We start from the raw sequence: 17,769 nt of genomic DNA, 5'->3' as shown, positions 1-17,769 counted from the left end.
GCAGCAGTGGACGCTCACGCACCACCACGTCCCCCGCCGACCTGCTCGGATACACCCGCACAGACGCAAGCGCCTGCCTGGTCGGCTGGTGGTCCGAGCAGCACGCCACCACCGCCTACGCCCTCGCCGAGATCCGACCCGACACCCACGGCATCTGGCAGGCCGGCGGCCGAACGGTGGGGTTTTTCCTCGAACACGACGACGGCACCGAACCCCTCGCCACCCTCGTGCGCAAGCTGCGCGCCTACGAACGCCTCGCCGAGTTCGGGCCCCGATACCCGGTCCTGCTGCGCGTACCGAACCGGCGCCGCGAAGCCAACCTGCTCGACGCCCTCACCGGCGTGCCCACCGTCATGCCCGTCGCCACCGGTCTGCACCGCGAGCACCCCGCCGGACCTGCCTGGACCCTCACCGCCAACCCCGGCCCCCGCCGGTGGCTCCACGAGCTGCCGAGAGACCACGGGCCACACAACACCGCCACCGGCCCCCACCGCTACATCGGCGACGGGGAGGAGGTCTAGCGGCAGCCACGCGTCTCGACGCCCTACGCCGAGCCACCTTTAGCACACCCTTAGTGATCTCTTAACCCTGTCACCGAGAGACTTCGAATTCCATCGGTGCGTTCGCGCGCCGCCGACGTGAAGAGAGAGGACCTTCTTCACTTCGTACCGCCGGAATCCCGCCGCCGGCGACAACTGGACGTGGCGGGACATGGGAACTAGGAGGATTTGCAGTGGTCAGACGTAATGCCGCACGACTCGTCGTCGCGTTCACGGGGGTGATCGCTCTGTTGGTCGGGGGACAGAGCGCGGCTTTCGCCGCACCGACCAACGACGACTATTCTGCCGCCACCGCGGTGGAGTCCGTTCCCTTCACCACCACCATCGACACCAGTGACGCCACGTCGGACCCGACCGATCCGACCGGGTGCTACAACAACGGATCGGTGTGGTTCAGCTTCACGCCGGCCCGGGACATGTGGATCCGGGCCGACACCATCGGCAGCAACTACAACACGGTGCTCTCCGCCTGGAGCGGCGACCAGGGGGCACTGACCCTGGTCGGCTGCAACGACAATTACTACAGCCAGGACGCGCGGCTCGCCTTCACCGTCAACGCCGGCACCACCTACCGCTTCATGGCCGGTTACTGCTGCGGCAACGGCCGCGACGGCGGCGGTTCGCTTCGGTTCTCGGTCAAGGAGGTCCTGCCGCCGACCAACGACAACTTCGCCGACGCGATCCCGGTCGGCGCGCTGCCCTACGCGGACACGCAGGACTACCAGGGTGCCACCCGGGAGACGGGCGAGCCCTCGTCCTGTTTCACCCCGACCCGTACGGCCTGGTACTCGTACACGCCGACGACCACCGAGTCGATCACGGCCCGAACGAGCCCCGGCTATGCAGGCATGGCCGTGTACACGGGCTCCTCGCTCACCGACCTGGTCATGTCGGGATGCAGCACCCTCTACAGCTATCGGCCGCTGACCTTCCGTGCGGAGGCGGGTAAGACGTACCTCTTCCAGGTGGCGGCGGACGGAATCAACGTGCACACCTTCCAACTGGAGGCCGCGAAGCAACCCACGGCGGAGTTCTCCTACTGGCCGAGCGAGCCCAGCTCGTACGACCGGATCAGTTTCAGCAGCTCCGTCAATGACCCGGCGGGTGCGGACATCTCCTCCTACGCCTGGGACTTCGGTGATGGGACGACGTCGGCCGACCCGAATCCGGTCCACCAGATAACCGCTGATGGCGATCACACGGTCAGATTGACGGTGCGGACGCCTGACGGGCGGACCGCGTCCGCCGCGCACGTTATCCAGGTGCGCACCCACGACGTCGCGATCGTGCGGATGACGGTGCCCACGACGGCGCGGGTGGGGCAGACCATCGGAGTCGACGTCCACGTGCGGAACACCCGGTACGACGAGAGCGTACGGGTCGAGCTCGCACGGAGCACTCCCACGTCGGGCTACCAGCCGGTCGGGGCGTTGACCGAGCCGGTCCCGGCCACGAGCAGCAACAAGACCACCCGATTCTCGTTCACCTACACCGTCACCAGCGACGACCTGGCCTACGGGAAGCTCACCTTCCGCGCCTCGGCCGACCCGAGCCCCAGCCGTGACGCGCTCCCAGCGGACAACGAACTGCTCTCGACCCCGGTCATCATCAAATAAGTCGGCGGCGCCTCGGGTCGTCAGGACCCGGGGCGCCGCTCGCCGCCGGTCCAACCTCCATGCCTGCACGAAGTCCGGCGACGCCGACGCTTCGGTGCGAAGGAACATCCGACCAGCTGGCACCGGAATGCGTGACCTGCGGCGAGTCCGGTGACCTCCTGCCGGACGGTAGCTGCCCCCGATGCATCCTTGAAGCTTGCGTGACCGACGTGCTCTCACCCGGGAACGGCCCAGTCCCGGCCGCGCTCGCGTCCCTGCACGAAGTGCTCACCGGCGCCGACAACCATTATCGAGTCATCCAATGGCTGCGGCCGTTGCGGCTGGCAGCGTTGCTGGACTCACTGCTGCACTCCCCACGGATGGCGACTCGGCAGAACGATGACCGCGTCGAAGGAGGCTACGTCGGCAGTTCTCCGCCATGATGGCGCAAACCAGCCGTCCCTCACTCCGCCCGAATGATGATCGAGGCGTGTGGGATCACGTCGACATACCTGCGGTCGGCGGTCCGGTGGCCGGCCGGGCCCTGGCCGTGGACGACGACACCGAGATGGCCTGCTCGATCGTGGGCGAGTTGCGCTACCACGACCGGATCGACCAGGACCGGCTCGCCGCCGCGTTCGCCGAACGCGACGTACACCCGGCGGCCGGCATCCCAGCCGACTGGCTGGCCCGCCGGGAGCCGCTGCCCGGGTACGCCGCCGGCCGGGCGATCCCCGCGGTAGCAGGGCCACGCGCGGTTGGCGCGACGACGCCGGCAATGTCCCGGCGCGGTGTTGCCTCGTTGGACGGGGAGATCGCCGACGGGGTTGGGGGATGCCGTGGTCACGAACGACTGCGCAGCCGAATGACCGCCGCCGCGGACGGCCTGCGGCGGACGGGAACCGCGCAGCGGGCCACCTTCCTGGAACTCTTCTTCGACCTGGCCTTCGTCCTCGCGCTCAACCGCATCTCCCAACAGCTGATCGGCGACTTCGACGCCGCACGGGGCGTCTTCGCCGAGGCCGGGCAGACCCTGCTGCTCTTCCTGGCCTTCTGGGTGCTCTGGGCCTGGACCGTGCTGACCACCAGCGTCTTGCCTCCGGACGAACCGCACGCCCAGCTGGTGGTGGTTGGCAGCGTGCTGGCCGCCATGGTGATGGCGGTCAACCTGCCGGAGAGCTTCGACGAGGGCGCGCTCGGGTTCGCCGGAACGTACGTGGCGGTGCAGGTCGGCCGTGCGACGTTCTTCTGGCTGTCCCTGCCAGCGAGACGGCGGGGCGCCGCCCGGACGCTCTTCTGGTTCGGGATGAGCGGGGTGCCGTGGCTGCTCGGTGGGCTCGCCACCGGCTGGGTACGGGCGCTGCTGTGGAGCGTAGCCGTACTGCTCGACTTCGCCGGCTTCCGCCTCGGCTGGCCCGCGCCGCGGCTCGGCCACTTCTCGCCGGCCGAGGTCGCGCTCGCCGGCGAGCACCTGGCCGAGCGGCACCAGCAGTTCCTGCTCATCACGCTGGGCGAGTCGATCCTGGTGATCGGTATGACCACCGTCGCGGCCGACGGCACCCTCGAGCGCAACGCCGCGTTCCTGGTGGCGTTCCTGACCACCGTGCTGTTTTGGCGGATCTACTTCTTCCGCGCCGGGTACGTCCTGCCCGAGGCGATCAGCGCCGCGCGGGTGCCGGCCATGCTCGCCCGGCGGGCATCGGGCAGCCACATTGCCATGATCAGTGGCATCGTTCTCGCCACCGTCGGTTTCGACCTGCTCATCCACCACCCACTCGGGGCGACGCCGCCGGCCTGGCTCGCCGCCATGCTGGGCGGAACCGCGCTCTTCCTGGTCGGCCGGGTGGCCTTCGACCGCCAGCTCTACGCCCGGTTCGCCTGGCCGCGCCTGGTCGCGATCGGCCTCCTGGTATTGCTGGTGCCGGCGTTGTGGCGGGCCCCGCCGCTGGTGGTCGGCAGCGTCGCCGCGGCCGTCCTGATCGGGGTGGCGGCCGCCGACACGATCCGGGGCCGGCGTTGCAGCGCGCCGCCGGCCCCCCGGGCCTGACGGTCCCGGGCCGGCGCGCCGGCGAACTGCTTCGTTCAGCCGCCGGCGTTCCCGCCCCGCTGCCGTAGGAGGAGTTTGCCCGGAAGACGCCGTCCGGGTCGTAGTGCCGCCACAGCCGCCGTACCCGTTCCCCGTCGGGCTCCTCGGCAGCTGACGCGTTGCGGAGGGTCTGACGGTGTACGGCGACGGCCTGCTGGACCGAGTGGCCGGCACTCGGCGCCATCTACCGGTGTTGTCGACGATCGCCGCGCTGCCCATGCTGACCGAGTGGCCGCAAGTCAGGCCGGAACGGATGCAAGGGCACGGCTTTGATGGATCGGAGGTGGCATGGATGTTGCGGCTCGGATGAGGCGCAGGGCTGGCGCCGAACCTGCACGGTGCGCTGTTGGCGGCCAAGACCGCCGGCTGCAGCCACGTGAACATCGGCGGTAGCCGATCGAGGTCGAGCGAGTCGCCGGCCCAGGCCCGACCGAGGGGGTGGACCTGTGCTGGTTGAGAAGCGCTACTCGGCTGCGAGGGCTGCCAGCAGATTGCCCTCCAGCCGCTCCATGGCGCGGATAGCGTCGCGCTGTTCCTCGGCGGTCATTGCGCCGACGGTGAACTGTTCCAGGTCCGTCCAAATCTGCTCCACCTGACTGCGCAGGGCGAGGCTGGCCGGCGTGGGTTCGACCCGGGTAGCCCGGCGGTCATCAGGATCAGGCACACGTCGTACATAGCCGGCACGTTCGAGGCGCTGCACGATTCGGGTCATGCCTGCCGAGTCGGTGCCGAACTCGACGGCGAGGTCGACCTGCCGCTGCGGGCCGGACTCCCACAGGCGCATCATCAGTAACTCCTGTCCGAGGTGCAGGCCAACTTTGCGGAGCAGTTGAGCGGCGCGTATCCGGTGGATCCGGCCGAGCCGGAAGATTGCGTAGCTGACCGGCCCGCCTGCGGCAGCGCTCGGTGGCCTGCGCCCGGCTGGTATGTCATCCCTATCCACGACGGCCAGATTACCTGTTGGGGTCAGCGGTGACTGCGGTCACTCGGAGGCAGGAAATATCGGCACCACCAGGAAGCGCTTACCTGTCTCAGACAGCCAATTCGTCGGGAGGGTCGTCCGGGCCCCCAGGCAGAGCAAGGAGCCGATCATGAAGGCGATCACGTTCAACGCGTTCGGCGGACCTGAGGTCCTGGGTCTCACCGAGGTGCCGCTGCCGGTGCCCGGGCCGAGCCAGATCCGGGTCCAGGTCCGCGCCGCCGGGGTCAACCCGATCGACGGCAAGATCCGCAGCGGTGCGATGGAGGCGATCTTCCCGACCCGGCTGCCCGCAGTGCTCGGAGTCGACGTGGCCGGGATCGTGGACGCCCTCGGCGACGGGGTCACCGACGTCGTAGTCGGCGATCGAGTGGTCGGCTGGGCCGACTCGCCGGCCGGCGCGTACGGCGAGTTCGCGCTCGCCAGCACATACAGCAAGCTCCCGGACGGTCTGGAGTTCTCGGCGGCCGTGGCGCTGCCGGTCGCTGTGGAGACCGCGACCCGCGCCCTCAATCTGCTTCGGGTCGGCGCCGGGGACACCCTGCTCATCCACGGCGCGAGCGGCGGGGTCGGCCAACTCGCCGTTCAGCTCGCGGCTGACCGCGGCGCCACCGTGATCGGCACGGCCAGCGAAGCGAACCAGGATCGAGTCCGTAACCTCGGCGCCACCCCCACCACCTATGGCCGAGGACTGGTCGACCGGGTGCGCGCCCTCGCCCCCAACGGCGTCGACGCCGTGCTGGACGTGGCCGGCAAGGACGCGCTGCCAGCTTCCATCGAACTGCGCGGCGGCACCGACCGCATCGTCACCATCGCCGACGGCGCAGCTCAGCAGCTCGGCGTTGTGTTCACCGCCGGCCCGGAGCAGCGATCCGCAGCCGACCTCGCAGCGGCCGTCGACCGGCTCGTCCGCGGCGAGCTGACCGCCACCGTCGCCGCCGCCTTCCCGTTCGCAGAGGCTGCGGCGGCGCATCGGCTCAGCGACGGCGGTCACGCCGGCGGCAAGGTGGTGCTGGTTCCCTGAGCCCGTGCCGGGCCGCGCCAGCCTCGGCGGCCGCCGTGGTCGGACCCTAGGCCGGGGTCCGACCACGGTCGGATTGAGCACTTCGGCAACGATGACCACATCGTCGGCGTGCACCCAATCTGCTCCCAGCGCAAGGGCCGCCCCCGGCTCAGAGTCGTTACCATCCTGACCTGCGCACACTCCCTCACCAGGCGGCATGTAGCGCAGGTGAAGTACGACTGCCCTCGATCGGCACAACGCGCTTCGGGCCTTCCGACCCGTCGTCGCCAGGGCGGGCCTTGACCCACGCGACTGGACACCCCGCGAGCTGCGGCACAGCTTCGTGTCTCTGCTGTCCGACAGCATCCATCTGCGCCGACCACGCCACGCGCACCGGACATCCCGGATCGGTGGTCACCTCTACACTGCCGACGCGATGGTTGGACGGCGATGGGACGGGCATGCGACGGCTCTTGGCGTACCTGGGCGTGCTTCTCTTGCTAGCGGGGTGCGGCCTCGGCGAGGCGCTGTCGGCTGGCGACGGCCAGCGGACGTGGGTCGATCTGACACCGGCGGCCCTCATCGGCATGTGGCGCAGCGACCGAGGCGACACGATCGAATTCACCGCAGACGGCGAGTTCTTTGGCGATGACGTCAAGTACATGTTCGCCGACAGCGATCTGGCATCGAACCTCGACCTCAGCCAGGACAGAGCGACCGGCTCAGGGCGATGGCACCTCACGACGCCACTGGGCAATCCGAACGGCAAGCACGCCTTCGTCGGGTTGAGCTTCGACGTCGTCGCCAACCAGCCCTCCCGAGTCGAGATCGACAAGCTGCTGGCACGGCGCAATGACGACAGCATCGAGCTCGGCTACAACGTCGGCGACCCCGATCTCAACGATGTGGTTAGCTATCTTCGGTGCGATAACAGCTGCCCTCACGTAGCGCCTAGCCGTCCATCGCTGGGCGTTCCCACGGCTGCCGGCCGAGGACAGCTGATCGGCGTGTGGCGAGATCAGCACGGCGCGCGGCTCGCATTGAACGCCGACGGTAGCTACACAGCGGAGGACCTGCGGTTCGCGTATGTCGGCGCCGAGAAGCTCCTCCCATACGGGATCAGCTTGGAAGGCGCGCTGAGCTCTGAGGGCACCTGGTCGATGAAGCCACCACCGCACGATCCCTTCGGGCCTGCTACTACCACGGTCCTCGCAATCGGGAAAATCGCAGGCAAGCCATCGTTCGGCACGCGGCCGCTGGGGATCTACGCCGACGGCCAGGACCTAGTCCTCGCCACCTTCTCCAGCAATCCAGAAGTAATCGAGCAGCACACCTTCCGCCGCATCCGCTAACGCGTCGCACGGTTAGCCTGGTCAGGAACGCCGTCACCGTCCGCCGCCGTCCCGTCGACTCAACATTCGCTGGCTACACGCCCGGTCGGACAGCGCCGGACCACCGGATTAAGAGGCACAGCTGGCCCTATGCTCCTTGGCCCGCCGCCTCAGTCCGCCTAGCGCCACAGCGGGGTCAGGCGTGAGGTCGGCTGCCTCGGTTGCCAATGAGAGTTGCCGGGTCGGTTGCGGCAGACTCGGATCCGGTAACCGCTGGCGGGTGAGCACTCGCGGTTGCAGGACGCCTTGGCAGTCCTAGTGACAGATTATGCCCCTGCCGGTGGTCGGGAGACGAAACCGCTGATGGGATGTCGTGCCCGCCCCGCCGGTGTGAGCACTTGGTCATTAGCTCGCGGAAGCTCTCCCGGACGCTGCCAGGCGGTTCGCTCGACTGTGGAACTCGCGGGAGGGTTGGCGTGCTGTTCGTATCGGACGACTGGGCCGAGGACCACCATGACGTGGAGGTACAGGACGAGGCGGGCCGGAGGTTAAGCAGAGCCAGGCTCGAGGAGGGGATCGCCGGGATCGCCCGACTGCACGGGCTGATCGGAGAGCAGCTGGTCGAGGACGATGAGCCGGCCCAAATGGTGATCGGCATAGAAACAGACCGGGGCCCATGGGTGCAGGCGCTGATTGCCGCCGGCTACCAGATCTATGCGATCAACCCGCTGCAGGCGGCCCGCTATCGGGAACGACACGGAGTGTCGGGGGCCAAGAGCGACGCCGGTGACGCACACGCCTTGGCCGACACGGTGCGCACCGACCGGCATCAACTGCGCCCGGTCGCCGGCGACAGCGCCCAGGCCGACGCGGTCAAGGTGGTGACCCGGGCGCATCAGACGCTGATCTGGGAACGCACCCGCCACACGTTGCGGCTGCGGCAGACGCTGCGGGAGCTCTTCCCCGCCGCGCTGGCCGCCTTCGACGACCTGGCCGCCGCAGACACCTAGGACCTGCTGGGCAAGGCCCCGGACCCCGCCACGGCGGCTCGGCTGACGACCGCGCAGATCACTGCCACGCTCAAACGCGCCCGCCGCCACGACGTGCCTGCCAATGCAGGGAGGCTACGCACAGCGCTGCGCAGCCAGCAGCTGAGCCAGCCGCCCGTGGTCGCTGCGGCTTGCGTCGCCACGGTCCGCGCCCAGGTAGCGATCCTGACCACCCTGCAGACGCAGATCAAGGCGATGGAGGAGCAGGTCGAGGCGCATTTTGGGCAGCACCCGGACGCTGAGGTCTACCTCAGCCAGCCCGGCCTGGGCCGAATCCTCGGCGCCCGGGTGCTAGCCGAATTCGGCGACGACCCCACCCGCTACGCCGATGCCAAAGCCCCCCGCAACTACGCCGGCACCAGCCCCATCACCCGCCAATCGGGGAAGAAGAAGATCGTCCTAGCCCGCTTTGTGCACAACGACCGGCTCATCGACGCCCTCGGCCGGCAAGCCTTCGCCGCCCTCATCGCCTCGGCTGGCGCCCGCGCCTACTACGACCAGCAACGCCACCGCGGCGTCGGCCACCACGCCGCCCTGCGCCAACTCGGCAACCGCCTCGTCGGCATCCTCCACGGCTGCCTCAAAACCGGCACCCCTCTACGACGAGACCACCGCCTGGCAACACCGCGAACAGCACGACCACAAGACCGCTGCTTGACTCCAACGCGCCCGCATCGCCGGTCGCCTCGGCCTGCCCACCTCCACATGCCACACGATCCTGGCCCGGGCCCGGGTGGCCCCCCTCGCCGACCTCGACGGGGGCACCAGCCAGCCGATCCGCCGCTACGAACACTACGAGGACAAGGCCATCCTGCAATGGCTCCTGGCCCAGTGAGACCGTCCCGCTGATTTGCCCGGCGCACGCAGGCTCCGACCGTTTCGTGGTCGGAGCCTGCGTGCGCCGGGGCATCGCACCGCCGGAGCAGTGCCGGTCAGCGCGGCCCGGACGAAGGTCTCCACTGCCATGAGGTCGGTGATCCGATCGTGGCCGAGTTGCAGGAAAAGGTTCTCGCCTGGCTGGCGTGCGCGGCCAGGGATTCGAACTCCTGCCCGCCATACGCGCTCCTGGGATCGGGACAGTCGTTCGGCCGGGGGGCCTACCATTCGAACGTCTTCGGCAGTTCGGTGGCGGGGCAGGGTCAGCTCAGTAGGGCAGCTCCACGCCGAGCCGCCGGGCGAACTCCCGGTGGGCGGCGGTGATGGCGTCGAGCCAGCGGGCGAACATCTCGTCAGCCCGCAGGAAGCGCGCCAGCACGACGTCGAACACCTCTCGGTCCACGTGGTAGACCTCGACCACGTCCGGCTGGGCGGCGAGCGCCTCCTCGATCAGGTCGTCGTCGACGAAGTCACCGCCGCTGTCCACCATGGACTTCACCGCGTCGCCGAGGCCAACGATCCAGGCCAGGCCGTCGCGGGAACTGACGTCGAGCGCCGCGCAGAGCTCCTCGCGACTTAGCGGCTCCCCCTCGGTGAGGGGAAGGAAGGTCTCGGGTACGCGAGCGAACACCGCGGCCACCAGCGGTGTCCGGATGAGCTGGTGACCACGGTATTCGACATGCCGGCCCTCCTCGTTGACCCGGAGCGGCTGGATGCCGGGCACGGCGTACGGGGGAAGCGCGGAGCTTGTCGGCGAGTTCATGGCCAGGTGTCCTCCGTCGGTGGGTACTACCGGTGAATCCGGGGCATCGGCGAGGATGCCCCGGATTCACCCTATGCGCGGTCAACGACGCGCTGACGACCTGTCAGTTGGCCGGGAAGTGGATGGTGAAGGTGATGTTCTGTTGCACGAGACAGTCCAGGAGGTCATCCCACACCCCGAGGCTGTTGTAGGGGTTGTTCGGCGAGCCACCGCCGTGCGGCATGAAGTGCCAGTGGACGCCCACGACCTTCTTGCTCCCCATCCCCGGGTTGTCCGCCTGGATCTTCGCCTGGTTGGCCGGGTCCTTGTACCACCCGTCCTTCTTACATTGCTCGATGTCTTCGTCGCGCATCGGGATGCCGGCCTTCACCTCGTGCAGGGTGAAGTTGCCGTTGGCGTCCTCCTCCGCGAAGTCCGGGTAACGGCCGCGGGAGTTCGCCGGGAGGTCAGGCAGGTCCGGCCTCTTGAGGTACAGCTTGTTGGAGCCGTGCCTGCCGGTTTTTCCCAGCGACGTCATCAGCTCGACGAGCCGCTCCTCGGCCTGGGTCCACCGGTACACCCAGTCGACGTTGGGCCCGTGGACGTGGTTTGGCTTCTGGAACACCACCTCGTGCAGCTTCTTCAGATCAGTGCGCGCGCCGCGCAGCAGCCGGTCGAAGTTCGACTTGCTCACCCGCCCCGACGCCACCGCCGCCGTCAGTCCCTCGGGCTCGACGAGAGCCGCCCAGACCTCCGGCATGATCAGCTCGTAGGTGACCTCCTTGACCGAGGCCGGGATCTTGTCGTACCTGGCGACGAACCGGGCCACCTCGGCGAGGCGGTGCACGTACCGCTGGACGAACTTCGCGATCTTGGCGGGAATGGCGACCGCGTCACCCGCGTAGGGGATCAGGCTGAGGACGCTGAAGCCGGCGCTGACCCAGTCGCCGCGGATCGCGGCGGCGACCGCGTCCCGGATGTCGGTGATCGCCCCGACGATCCAGCCGTACACCGGGATGAAGCTCAGGGCGGTGGAGCAGATGTTGCCCGCGAGCCAGGCCATCGAGTCCCGCATCGCGAACTCGCCGGCGACCAGGCCGAGCGCGAAGTCGGCGACGTACGTCCACTTGCTGATCTGCTCGTCCGGTCGGGCCGGGTCCAGGTCCTGGGACTCGGCGTTGGCGACCTCATAGTCGTCGCGCAGACCGTCGCCGTCGGTGTCCTGGGCGAGTGAACTGCTGCCCCACTCGAGTTCGGTGCCGTCGGACAGGCCGTCACCTTCGGTGTCCGGGTTGTTGGCGTTGGTGCCGTCGTCCTCCTCGACGATGTCCGGTGCGCCGTCGCCGTCGGTGTCGAGGTCGGTGGGCACGGGGACGATCGGCGGCACGTCGCCGGGCGTGGGCGGGGCGCGGGGCTGGTCGGCGACCAGCGGGTTGCTGCCCTGGGCGACCTCGGTGCCGTCCTTGGCGCCGTCACCGTCGGTGTCCGGGTTGGTGGGCGAGGTGCCGAGGTCCTGTTCCTGGAGGTTGGTCAGGCCGTCGTTGTCGACGTCCTCGGCGCCGTCGGCGACCGAGTCCCCGTCGGTGTCGGCCTTGTTCGGCGCGGTCCAGCCGGCCAGCTCGGTGATCTCAAACTTGTCGGTCAGACCGTCGCCGTCGGTGTCGACCAGCAGCGGGCTGGCGCCGAGGCGCAGCTCCACCACGTCGACCACGCCGTCGTTGTCGTGGTCGCCGGCGTAGGTGATGCCCAGCCGGGCCAGCACGTTGAAGCCGCTCGCCCAGGCCCGGCCGGCCTGGATCGTCGCCGGCACCGGGTTGGCCTTGACCAGCATCTCGTCGGCCTTGGCGAGATCGACCTTCGCCGCCTCGAGATCTGCGAACGCCTCGGTCAGTCCCACCGGGGCGGGAGCAGGGGGCGGGCTAGCCCGGAACGGGCCGATGGTCACCTCGGCGTCCTGGATCGCCGCGTCGGCCAACAGCCGGGCACCGGTGAGGGTCTTCACCAGAGCGCGGACGTGCGCCTGCTCGGCCTCACCGTTCGGCGGGCTCGCGCCGGTCAGCCGGCTCTTGAGGAACGACTCCAAGTGCTTCAGGTTGTCGAACGCGACCTCGCCGTCAGCGGCGCTCTTCAGCCGCGCGCCGTCGAAGTACCGGCTCTCGACGTCGGCCAGCACAGGGGCGAGCCGGCTGTCGCCGAGCCCGCCCTCCACGTACGGGCTAAGCGCCTGGCAGGACTCGGTGACGTAGATCTTCGCGTCCCGGGTGTACTCGGTGGTGGGGATCTTTGCGACCTCCACCTGCCAAAGCGGCGTCTCGCCTGCCGTCGCCTCCGCACCGAACAGCGCCACCTGCGCCACGACAGCGGTCGCCACCGCCGCAGCCAGGGTCCTTCTTCGTAACCGTCCGCGCACAGACTCTCCCCGTCCGTCAGGTGTGGACATGACGACCGGAGCGTAGCGACGTATTTCGATGCCGTGGGCCCACTAAACTCTCGGGTGTCAATGTTTGTCGACGTCTGTCACGGAAGGACGGAGCTTGCGGATCAGCTCAGGGCGACCCGCGGGCGGGACCAGACCCGGACGGGGGCGGGGCCGGCGACGTCGTGGAGTTGAGGGTTCACGGGGTCGCCGGCGCGAGTCCCCTGCCGGTGCTGGACCGTCCGCTGGTCCACCAAGTCGCCGGCGACCGCAACGCCGGTTTCTACCGCCCGCGGCCGGCTACCCCGACGCCCGTTGGGCCAGGCGGGGTCGTGCCCGAGGCGTACCGGTGGGGCGACCTGCCCTCGGGCACCGCTGGCCGGACCCTGTCCCTCGTGTTCCTGCTGCCGTTCATGCTGAGCACCATGGCGATCTGGATGCGCTCACCGCGAGACGCATCCGGCTCGGGGTCGAGGTGCTGTGCCGGCACCTCACCCTCAACCTGATCCTGGTGTACATCCTGTCGGCCGCCGGCGTCGCCCTCGACCTGGTCGCCTGCAGGTGCATGGGCTCATCCCGCTGTCTCGCGGACCGCGGCTGGCTGTCCCGGCTGAGCGATCACCCGGTCGGGCTGCGCCTGGTGGTGCTGGCGCTGGTTCCGACGACCTCCAATGCGGACAGATCGGCATCGCTGATGACGACGCCGCCAGCCCATGTCGGGCACTCCGCCGCCCGCAACCCCTCGTCGTTACCGGGCTCGTTACGGCGGACTGTCAAGAGTCCACCCTGCCGCTGGATCCGACTGGTTCGTCGTCGCAAAGCACAACACGTCGCTCCCCCGATGACTGTAGGGCGAGGACCTCAGACGGGCCCCGCTCCCCATACACTCGGCTCATGCCCAACCGCCTGTGGCACCGGAGCGGGTAGGCCAATGAGAGCGCCTTCCGCCGACACCGTCATCTTCGATCTCGACGGCGTACTGCTGCGCGGGGACGCATTCGGGCTTTTCATGCGACGCATTGCCTTCGCGGGTGCTCGACTGCCGCTCGCCGTCGTCCTGCTCATTCTCCTCGCACCCGTCGTCGCCATTCCCGCCTATCGTCCGCAGGCGGCGCGGTGGATGAGCCGGATCGGCTTGTTGGGCCGAAGCGCGGAACAGTTGCGGGCGGAACTCGGGCGTTTCGGCGCGGACCTCGGTGAAGAGCCAGAGCGGATCATCGCGCCCGGTCTGCGGGTGATCCGTGCCCACCTCGCCGCAGGCGACCGGGTCGTCGTGGTCACCGCGTGCGAGCACACCCTAGCGCGCGCGGTGCTCGACGCGATCGGCCTCGCCGAGGTCGAGCTCGTGGCCTCGCACATCCGCGGGCCGAAGCTGATTGTGCATAACTACGGGGCGACCAAGATGGCGCAGCTCGCCGCCCAGGGGGTGACGCCGCCCTGGCGGGTGGCCTACAGCGACTCGCTGTCGGATCTGCCCATCCTTGGCGCTGCGCAGCAGGCAGTGCTGGTCAACGCGAACGCGCGTCAGGTCGCCAGGGCGCGGCGGCTACTCGGTGCCCGGCTGACCACCGTAACCTGGACGGGTGGCCACCTCTCCCGAGAGGAGAAGGCATCGGGACCGGTCAGTTGACCGCGGTGTCCCCCGCCGGCGTCGCGATACCCAGTCCCGGGCCCGGGGGCCTCTCCGGGCAGGTCGGCGGTCGCACCCCGCGTTCGAGCTCCTTCTTGGCGGCCTGCGCGTACATGTCGGAAAGGGCCTGGAGTTGTCGCATGATCTCATCGGTCAGGGCGCACGAGGCGACGCCGGACGGGAGGCCCCGGAACGGGGACCAGGCCGATCGGCGTACCGGCGGGCACCCTGGCCTTCATGACCTTCGGGATCAGCTTGCCCGGAAGCTGGATCTCGTAGGTGTTCAGCATGGCAACCGGAATGACCGGTGCGCCGGTGGTGAGCGCGATCCGGGCCGCCCCGGTCTTGCTCCGGCAGAGCAGGTTGTCCGGTGGCCCCGTCACCTCCGGGGTACATGCAGACTAGGCCGCCCTGTTGACGCTCCGCTGCGACGAACCGCGTCCGGCACCTCGACCGGCACGGAGCGGCGGGTGACCGAAAGTGCGCCGGCCGGGAGGAGGATGGCCTCCGTGAACGAGGTCAGGACGGCCTCGGCCCCGCCAACCACGACCACGACCGCGTCCTGGCAAACTGTTCGAGTCATCGACTTCCATCTAGCACATGTTTCGTTCGACGCACGCGACAATCATCGGACAGACCGCTCAGCCTGACGGCTGATGCGCTGCCGTTAAAAGCCGGTGGGATTGCGGTCGGGCCGTCATTGACGGATGGTGGACAAAGTGAGCCGATACGACAACATCGACGCCCTGCTCGAGCGCGTCGGCCAGCCGCTCGGCACAACCGGATGGCACCTCGTCGACCAGGCCCGGATCAACGCGATCGCCGACACCACCGGAGACCACCAGTGGATACACGTCGACGAGAAGCGGGCGGCGGCGGAGAGCCCGTTCCAGACGACAATTGCGCACGGCATGCTCACGCTTTCCCTCTGCGCCACCTTTCTGTCCGAACTGGTCAAGGTCGACGGCGTCCGCCTGGTCATCAATGCCGGGCTGAACAAGGTGCGCCTGCGCGCTCCGGTTCCGGTCGGCTCACGGGTGCGCGGCGTCGCGACCCTCTTGGAGACCCGCCGGATGGCTGCCGGAGGCCGGGTAGTCGTGCAGATGCGAGTGGAGGTCGAGGGCGAGATCAAACCGGTCTGTGTCGCCGATTGGGTCCTGGTGTTCCATGAGTGACCGCCGCGTCACTGCACCCTGCGTCTCATGCGAGATACGTGGATCGGTCGCCGTACTCGTGACGGACCGGCGGGACACCCGCAACGCGCTCAACGGCGAGGTGCTCAACGTCCAGTTGCGGCACACCGCCGCGCTGGCGTACGACCCGGCCGGCACGGACCGTCGTGCTGATCGGCGCGGGCAAGGCGTTTCCGCTCGGCGGTGATCTGGCTGACTTTGCGCGGCGCCGTCGGTCGGGCGGGCGACGCGGCCGCGTACAGCCGCCCCCTGACCGAGGCGCTCGGCACGGTCGTTCCCACCTGCGCGAGATGCACGCCTGCGTGATCGCGGCGGTCAACTCGAGAGCGTCGACCGACACCAATTGCGGCCGGTGCTCCTGGGCGGCGCAGTCGCCATGGACACGATCTTCGACGTTGAGGCGTAGTCACTCAGTCAGTCACCTAGGTACGCCAAGGGGCCAACTCGATCTTCCGAGATGGCCCCCGCCTGCGTCGGGACGGCCGGATTCGAACCGACGACCCCTTGACCCCCAGGCAACGATTCCCCTTCGTTGAGCTGGCGTTGCTGAGCCTGCAACCTGCGCGAACGGTCCGCCGTCGTCCGTAGGTGTACGGCCGTGTACGCACCCGTAGTCACTCAAATAGACACTCACCTTGACACCGCGAGCCTGGCTGCTGTTGCGATGGGCGACGGCTCGGCCACTACCCACCTCCCCAACACGTGACTACTCCATCAATCCTGTTTGATGTATATTGCTGTCATGGCGTCATCGAATCAAGCCCCCCGGGGTTTGTGCGCTTGGCGGCCCATCCGCTGCGGTGGCGGCTGCTGACCGAACTCGCCGACAGCGACTACCGGGTCCGGGAGTTGGTGACGCTGATAGGTGAGCCGCAGAACCTGGTCTCCTACCATCTGCGGCTGCTGCGTGACGGCGGGCTGGTCACCGCCACGCGCAGCAGCTTCGACGGCCGCGACAGCTACTACCACCTGAATCTGGACCGCTGCGCAGATGCGCTGGCCGAATCCGGCTCCGCACTGCACCCGGCGCTGCGCCGGGAGCGTGCGCCGCGAATACCTCTGGTCGACCTGCGGCGCTCGCCCCGCGTCGGCGTGCTGTTCGTGTGCACTGGCAACGGCGCGCGCTCACCGATCGCCGAGGCCCTGCTACGGCACCGCGCCGGCGGCCAGGTCGAGGTGGCCAGCGCCGGCAGCCGGCCCAAGCCCCAGCTTCATCCCAACGCCGTACGCCTGCTGCGCGACGAGTTCGGCATCGACATCATCGGCCAGCGCCCCCGGCACTTGGACACGGTGACCGGCCGCCGGTTCGACTACGTGATCAGCTTATGCGACAAGGCCCGCGAGGCCTGCCCTGACTTTCCGGACCATCCTCGGCGGGTGCACTGGAGCGTCTCCGACCCCGCCACGGCCGGCGACACCGACCAAGCCAGCTACCCCGCCTTCCAGCAGACCGCGGCCGACATCGACACCCGCATCAGACACCTGCTGCCAGTCCTCGCCGCCGCCCGCCGTTCAAGGAGATTCAGCAGTGACACCCGACCAGTACGCCAGCGTCCGCTACCTCGTTGATGACGTCCAGACGGCCGTGGACTTCTACACCACCCATCTCGGCTTTACCCTGAACACCAGCGCCGCGCCCGCCTTCGCAGACGTGGTGCGCGGCCCGTTGCGGCTGCTGCTGTCCGGGCCAGCCAGCTCGGGCGCCCGCGCCACCCCCGAAGACGCGACTACCGCCGGACGCAACCGCATCCATCTGATCATCGACGACCTGGATGCCGAGATCGACCGACTGCACAGCACGGGACTGTCGTTCCGCAGCGACGTGGTTACTGGTCCCGGCGGCCGCCAAATCCTGCTCACCGACCCCGCCGGCAACCTCATCGAACTGTTCCAACCCGCCCACCGGCCGGGTCCACCCTCACCGGCCGCACTCTGACCGGGGCCCTGCCGCCAAGGCGGACGTGGACTTCGCTCCTCGACGCCGACCGGACCCTGCCGCGCAGCCTGCCCAACCCGCTCACCCCAATGGCGCAGGCCCGCATCCGCGACGCCCGCCCCGCCGGACCCCACCCACCCGGCAACCGAACCACCACGCGTCGAACGACGCGTCAGGAGCCGCGGTACTCGTCATCGCCGGCCAGAAAATCCACGTCGGCATCGAGCACGCCGGTCGAACCCTCACCGTCGAAGACGCCGACACCACCTTCCGCGTCCACGACGGCGACCAGCTCCTCACCGAAGTGCCTGCACAACCCCCAAACCCATCGCCCGGTTCAAGGTCCGCAAACCCGAACCCCCTCGACAGCGTC

At 68.9% G+C, this 17,769-nt stretch carries 15 protein-coding genes and 3 pseudogenes; 13 read left to right on the top strand and 5 right to left on the bottom strand.

Translation table 11 applies throughout. The features are described from left to right. Positions 1–38: 38 nt before the first annotated feature. The 4 genes and pseudogenes from BUS84_RS36155 to BUS84_RS36140 all read left to right on the top strand — a co-directional run. Positions 39–521, top strand: a pseudogene (locus BUS84_RS36155) (replication-relaxation family protein); the annotation flags it as partial. Between the two features lie 212 nt (positions 522–733). Next, positions 734–2,176 carry a PKD domain-containing protein gene (locus BUS84_RS36150; protein WP_167627090.1) on the top strand — a complete coding sequence of 481 codons (1,443 nt, stop codon included), beginning with the start codon at positions 734–736 and terminating at the stop codon, positions 2,174–2,176. Between the two features lie 200 nt (positions 2,177–2,376). After that, on the top strand, positions 2,377–2,598 hold the full coding sequence (locus tag BUS84_RS39225) for a hypothetical protein (RefSeq protein WP_074318748.1): 222 nt from the start codon (positions 2,377–2,379) through the stop codon (positions 2,596–2,598). A gap of 47 nt (positions 2,599–2,645) precedes the next feature. Then, positions 2,646–4,202 carry a low temperature requirement protein A gene (locus BUS84_RS36140; protein WP_159451115.1) on the top strand — a complete coding sequence of 519 codons (1,557 nt, stop codon included), beginning with the start codon at positions 2,646–2,648 and terminating at the stop codon, positions 4,200–4,202. A gap of 502 nt (positions 4,203–4,704) precedes the next feature. Here BUS84_RS36140 and BUS84_RS36135 read toward each other — a convergent pair. Then, positions 4,705–5,184, bottom strand: a complete 480-nt coding sequence (locus BUS84_RS36135; protein WP_208869818.1) for a MarR family winged helix-turn-helix transcriptional regulator — start codon at positions 5,182–5,184, stop codon at positions 4,705–4,707. A gap of 148 nt (positions 5,185–5,332) precedes the next feature. Here BUS84_RS36135 and BUS84_RS36130 point away from each other — a divergent pair, with 148 nt between their 5' ends. The 4 genes and pseudogenes from BUS84_RS36130 (at position 5,333) to BUS84_RS36115 (ending at position 9,261) form a co-directional block, all read left to right on the top strand. Then, positions 5,333–6,244 carry an NADP-dependent oxidoreductase gene (locus tag BUS84_RS36130; RefSeq protein WP_074318746.1) on the top strand — a complete coding sequence of 304 codons (912 nt, stop codon included), beginning with the start codon at positions 5,333–5,335 and terminating at the stop codon, positions 6,242–6,244. Positions 6,245–6,461: 217 nt separating this feature from the next. After that, positions 6,462–6,587 (top strand): annotated as a pseudogene (locus tag BUS84_RS40470) (site-specific integrase); the annotation flags it as partial. Between the two features lie 109 nt (positions 6,588–6,696). Beyond that, entirely contained in the window at positions 6,697–7,575 is an 879-nt protein-coding gene (locus BUS84_RS36120) for a hypothetical protein (RefSeq protein WP_159451113.1), read from the top strand. 455 nt (positions 7,576–8,030) lie between these two features. Then, positions 8,031–9,261 (top strand): annotated as a pseudogene (locus BUS84_RS36115) (IS110 family RNA-guided transposase). A gap of 486 nt (positions 9,262–9,747) precedes the next feature. On the opposite strand, the gene BUS84_RS36110 reads toward BUS84_RS36115, so the two are convergent. Next, positions 9,748–10,242: a hypothetical protein gene (locus BUS84_RS36110; RefSeq protein ID WP_074318744.1), complete on the bottom strand. Its 495-nt coding sequence runs from the start codon at positions 10,240–10,242 to the stop codon at positions 9,748–9,750. 103 nt (positions 10,243–10,345) lie between these two features. Beyond that, entirely contained in the window at positions 10,346–12,592 is a 2,247-nt protein-coding gene (locus tag BUS84_RS36105; protein ID WP_074318743.1) for a hypothetical protein, read from the bottom strand. A gap of 976 nt (positions 12,593–13,568) precedes the next feature. Here BUS84_RS36105 and BUS84_RS38510 point away from each other — a divergent pair. Further along, a complete protein-coding gene (locus BUS84_RS38510; protein WP_074318741.1) occupies positions 13,569–14,267 on the top strand; it encodes a haloacid dehalogenase-like hydrolase in 699 nt (232 codons plus the stop codon). Here the strand turns inward: BUS84_RS38510 and BUS84_RS38505 are convergent. Both BUS84_RS38505 and BUS84_RS36090 read right to left on the bottom strand, forming a co-directional pair. Beyond that, entirely contained in the window at positions 14,260–14,409 is a 150-nt protein-coding gene (locus BUS84_RS38505; RefSeq protein WP_159451112.1) for a hypothetical protein, read from the bottom strand. The genes BUS84_RS38510 and BUS84_RS38505 overlap by 8 nt on opposite strands. Before the next feature lie 4 nt (positions 14,410–14,413). Further along, complete coding sequence (locus tag BUS84_RS36090) at positions 14,414–14,650, bottom strand: lysophospholipid acyltransferase family protein (RefSeq protein ID WP_074318740.1); 237 nt, start codon at positions 14,648–14,650, stop codon at positions 14,414–14,416. Positions 14,651–14,986: 336 nt separating this feature from the next. Between BUS84_RS36090 and BUS84_RS36085 the strand changes: the two genes are divergently transcribed. The 4 genes from BUS84_RS36085 (at position 14,987) to BUS84_RS36075 (ending at position 17,396) form a co-directional block, all read left to right on the top strand. Beyond that, on the top strand, positions 14,987–15,442 hold the full coding sequence (locus BUS84_RS36085) for a MaoC family dehydratase (RefSeq protein ID WP_244298852.1): 456 nt from the start codon (positions 14,987–14,989) through the stop codon (positions 15,440–15,442). A 58-nt stretch (positions 15,443–15,500) separates the two neighbouring features. Continuing rightward, entirely contained in the window at positions 15,501–15,647 is a 147-nt protein-coding gene (locus BUS84_RS38500; RefSeq protein WP_159451111.1) for a hypothetical protein, read from the top strand. A gap of 587 nt (positions 15,648–16,234) precedes the next feature. Further along, on the top strand, positions 16,235–17,029 hold the full coding sequence (locus BUS84_RS40825; RefSeq protein WP_280175164.1) for an arsenate reductase/protein-tyrosine-phosphatase family protein: 795 nt from the start codon (positions 16,235–16,237) through the stop codon (positions 17,027–17,029). After that, positions 16,989–17,396: a VOC family protein gene (locus BUS84_RS36075; RefSeq protein ID WP_074318738.1), complete on the top strand. Its 408-nt coding sequence runs from the start codon at positions 16,989–16,991 to the stop codon at positions 17,394–17,396. The genes BUS84_RS40825 and BUS84_RS36075 overlap by 41 nt, the downstream gene beginning before the upstream one ends. Positions 17,397–17,769 lie beyond the last annotated feature (373 nt).

Source organism: Micromonospora cremea, assembly GCF_900143515.1.
Lineage (GTDB): Bacteria > Actinomycetota > Actinomycetes > Mycobacteriales > Micromonosporaceae > Micromonospora > Micromonospora cremea.
Note: the sequence above shows the minus strand (reverse complement) of the source record. Positions and strands in the feature narration are given on the sequence as shown.

Bases quoted from the DNA above. Each gene is read 5' to 3' on its own strand.
- BUS84_RS36130 (WP_074318746.1), top strand. From the start codon at position 5,333: ATGAAGGCGATCACGTTCAACGCGTTCGGCGGACCTGAGGTCCTGGGT.
- BUS84_RS36110 (WP_074318744.1), bottom strand. From the start codon at position 10,242: ATGAACTCGCCGACAAGCTCCGCGCTTCCCCCGTACGCCGTGCCCGGC.
- BUS84_RS38510 (WP_074318741.1), top strand. From the start codon at position 13,569: ATGAGAGCGCCTTCCGCCGACACCGTCATCTTCGATCTCGACGGCGTA.
- BUS84_RS38505 (WP_159451112.1), bottom strand. From the start codon at position 14,409: ATGCGACAACTCCAGGCCCTTTCCGACATGTACGCGCAGGCCGCCAAG.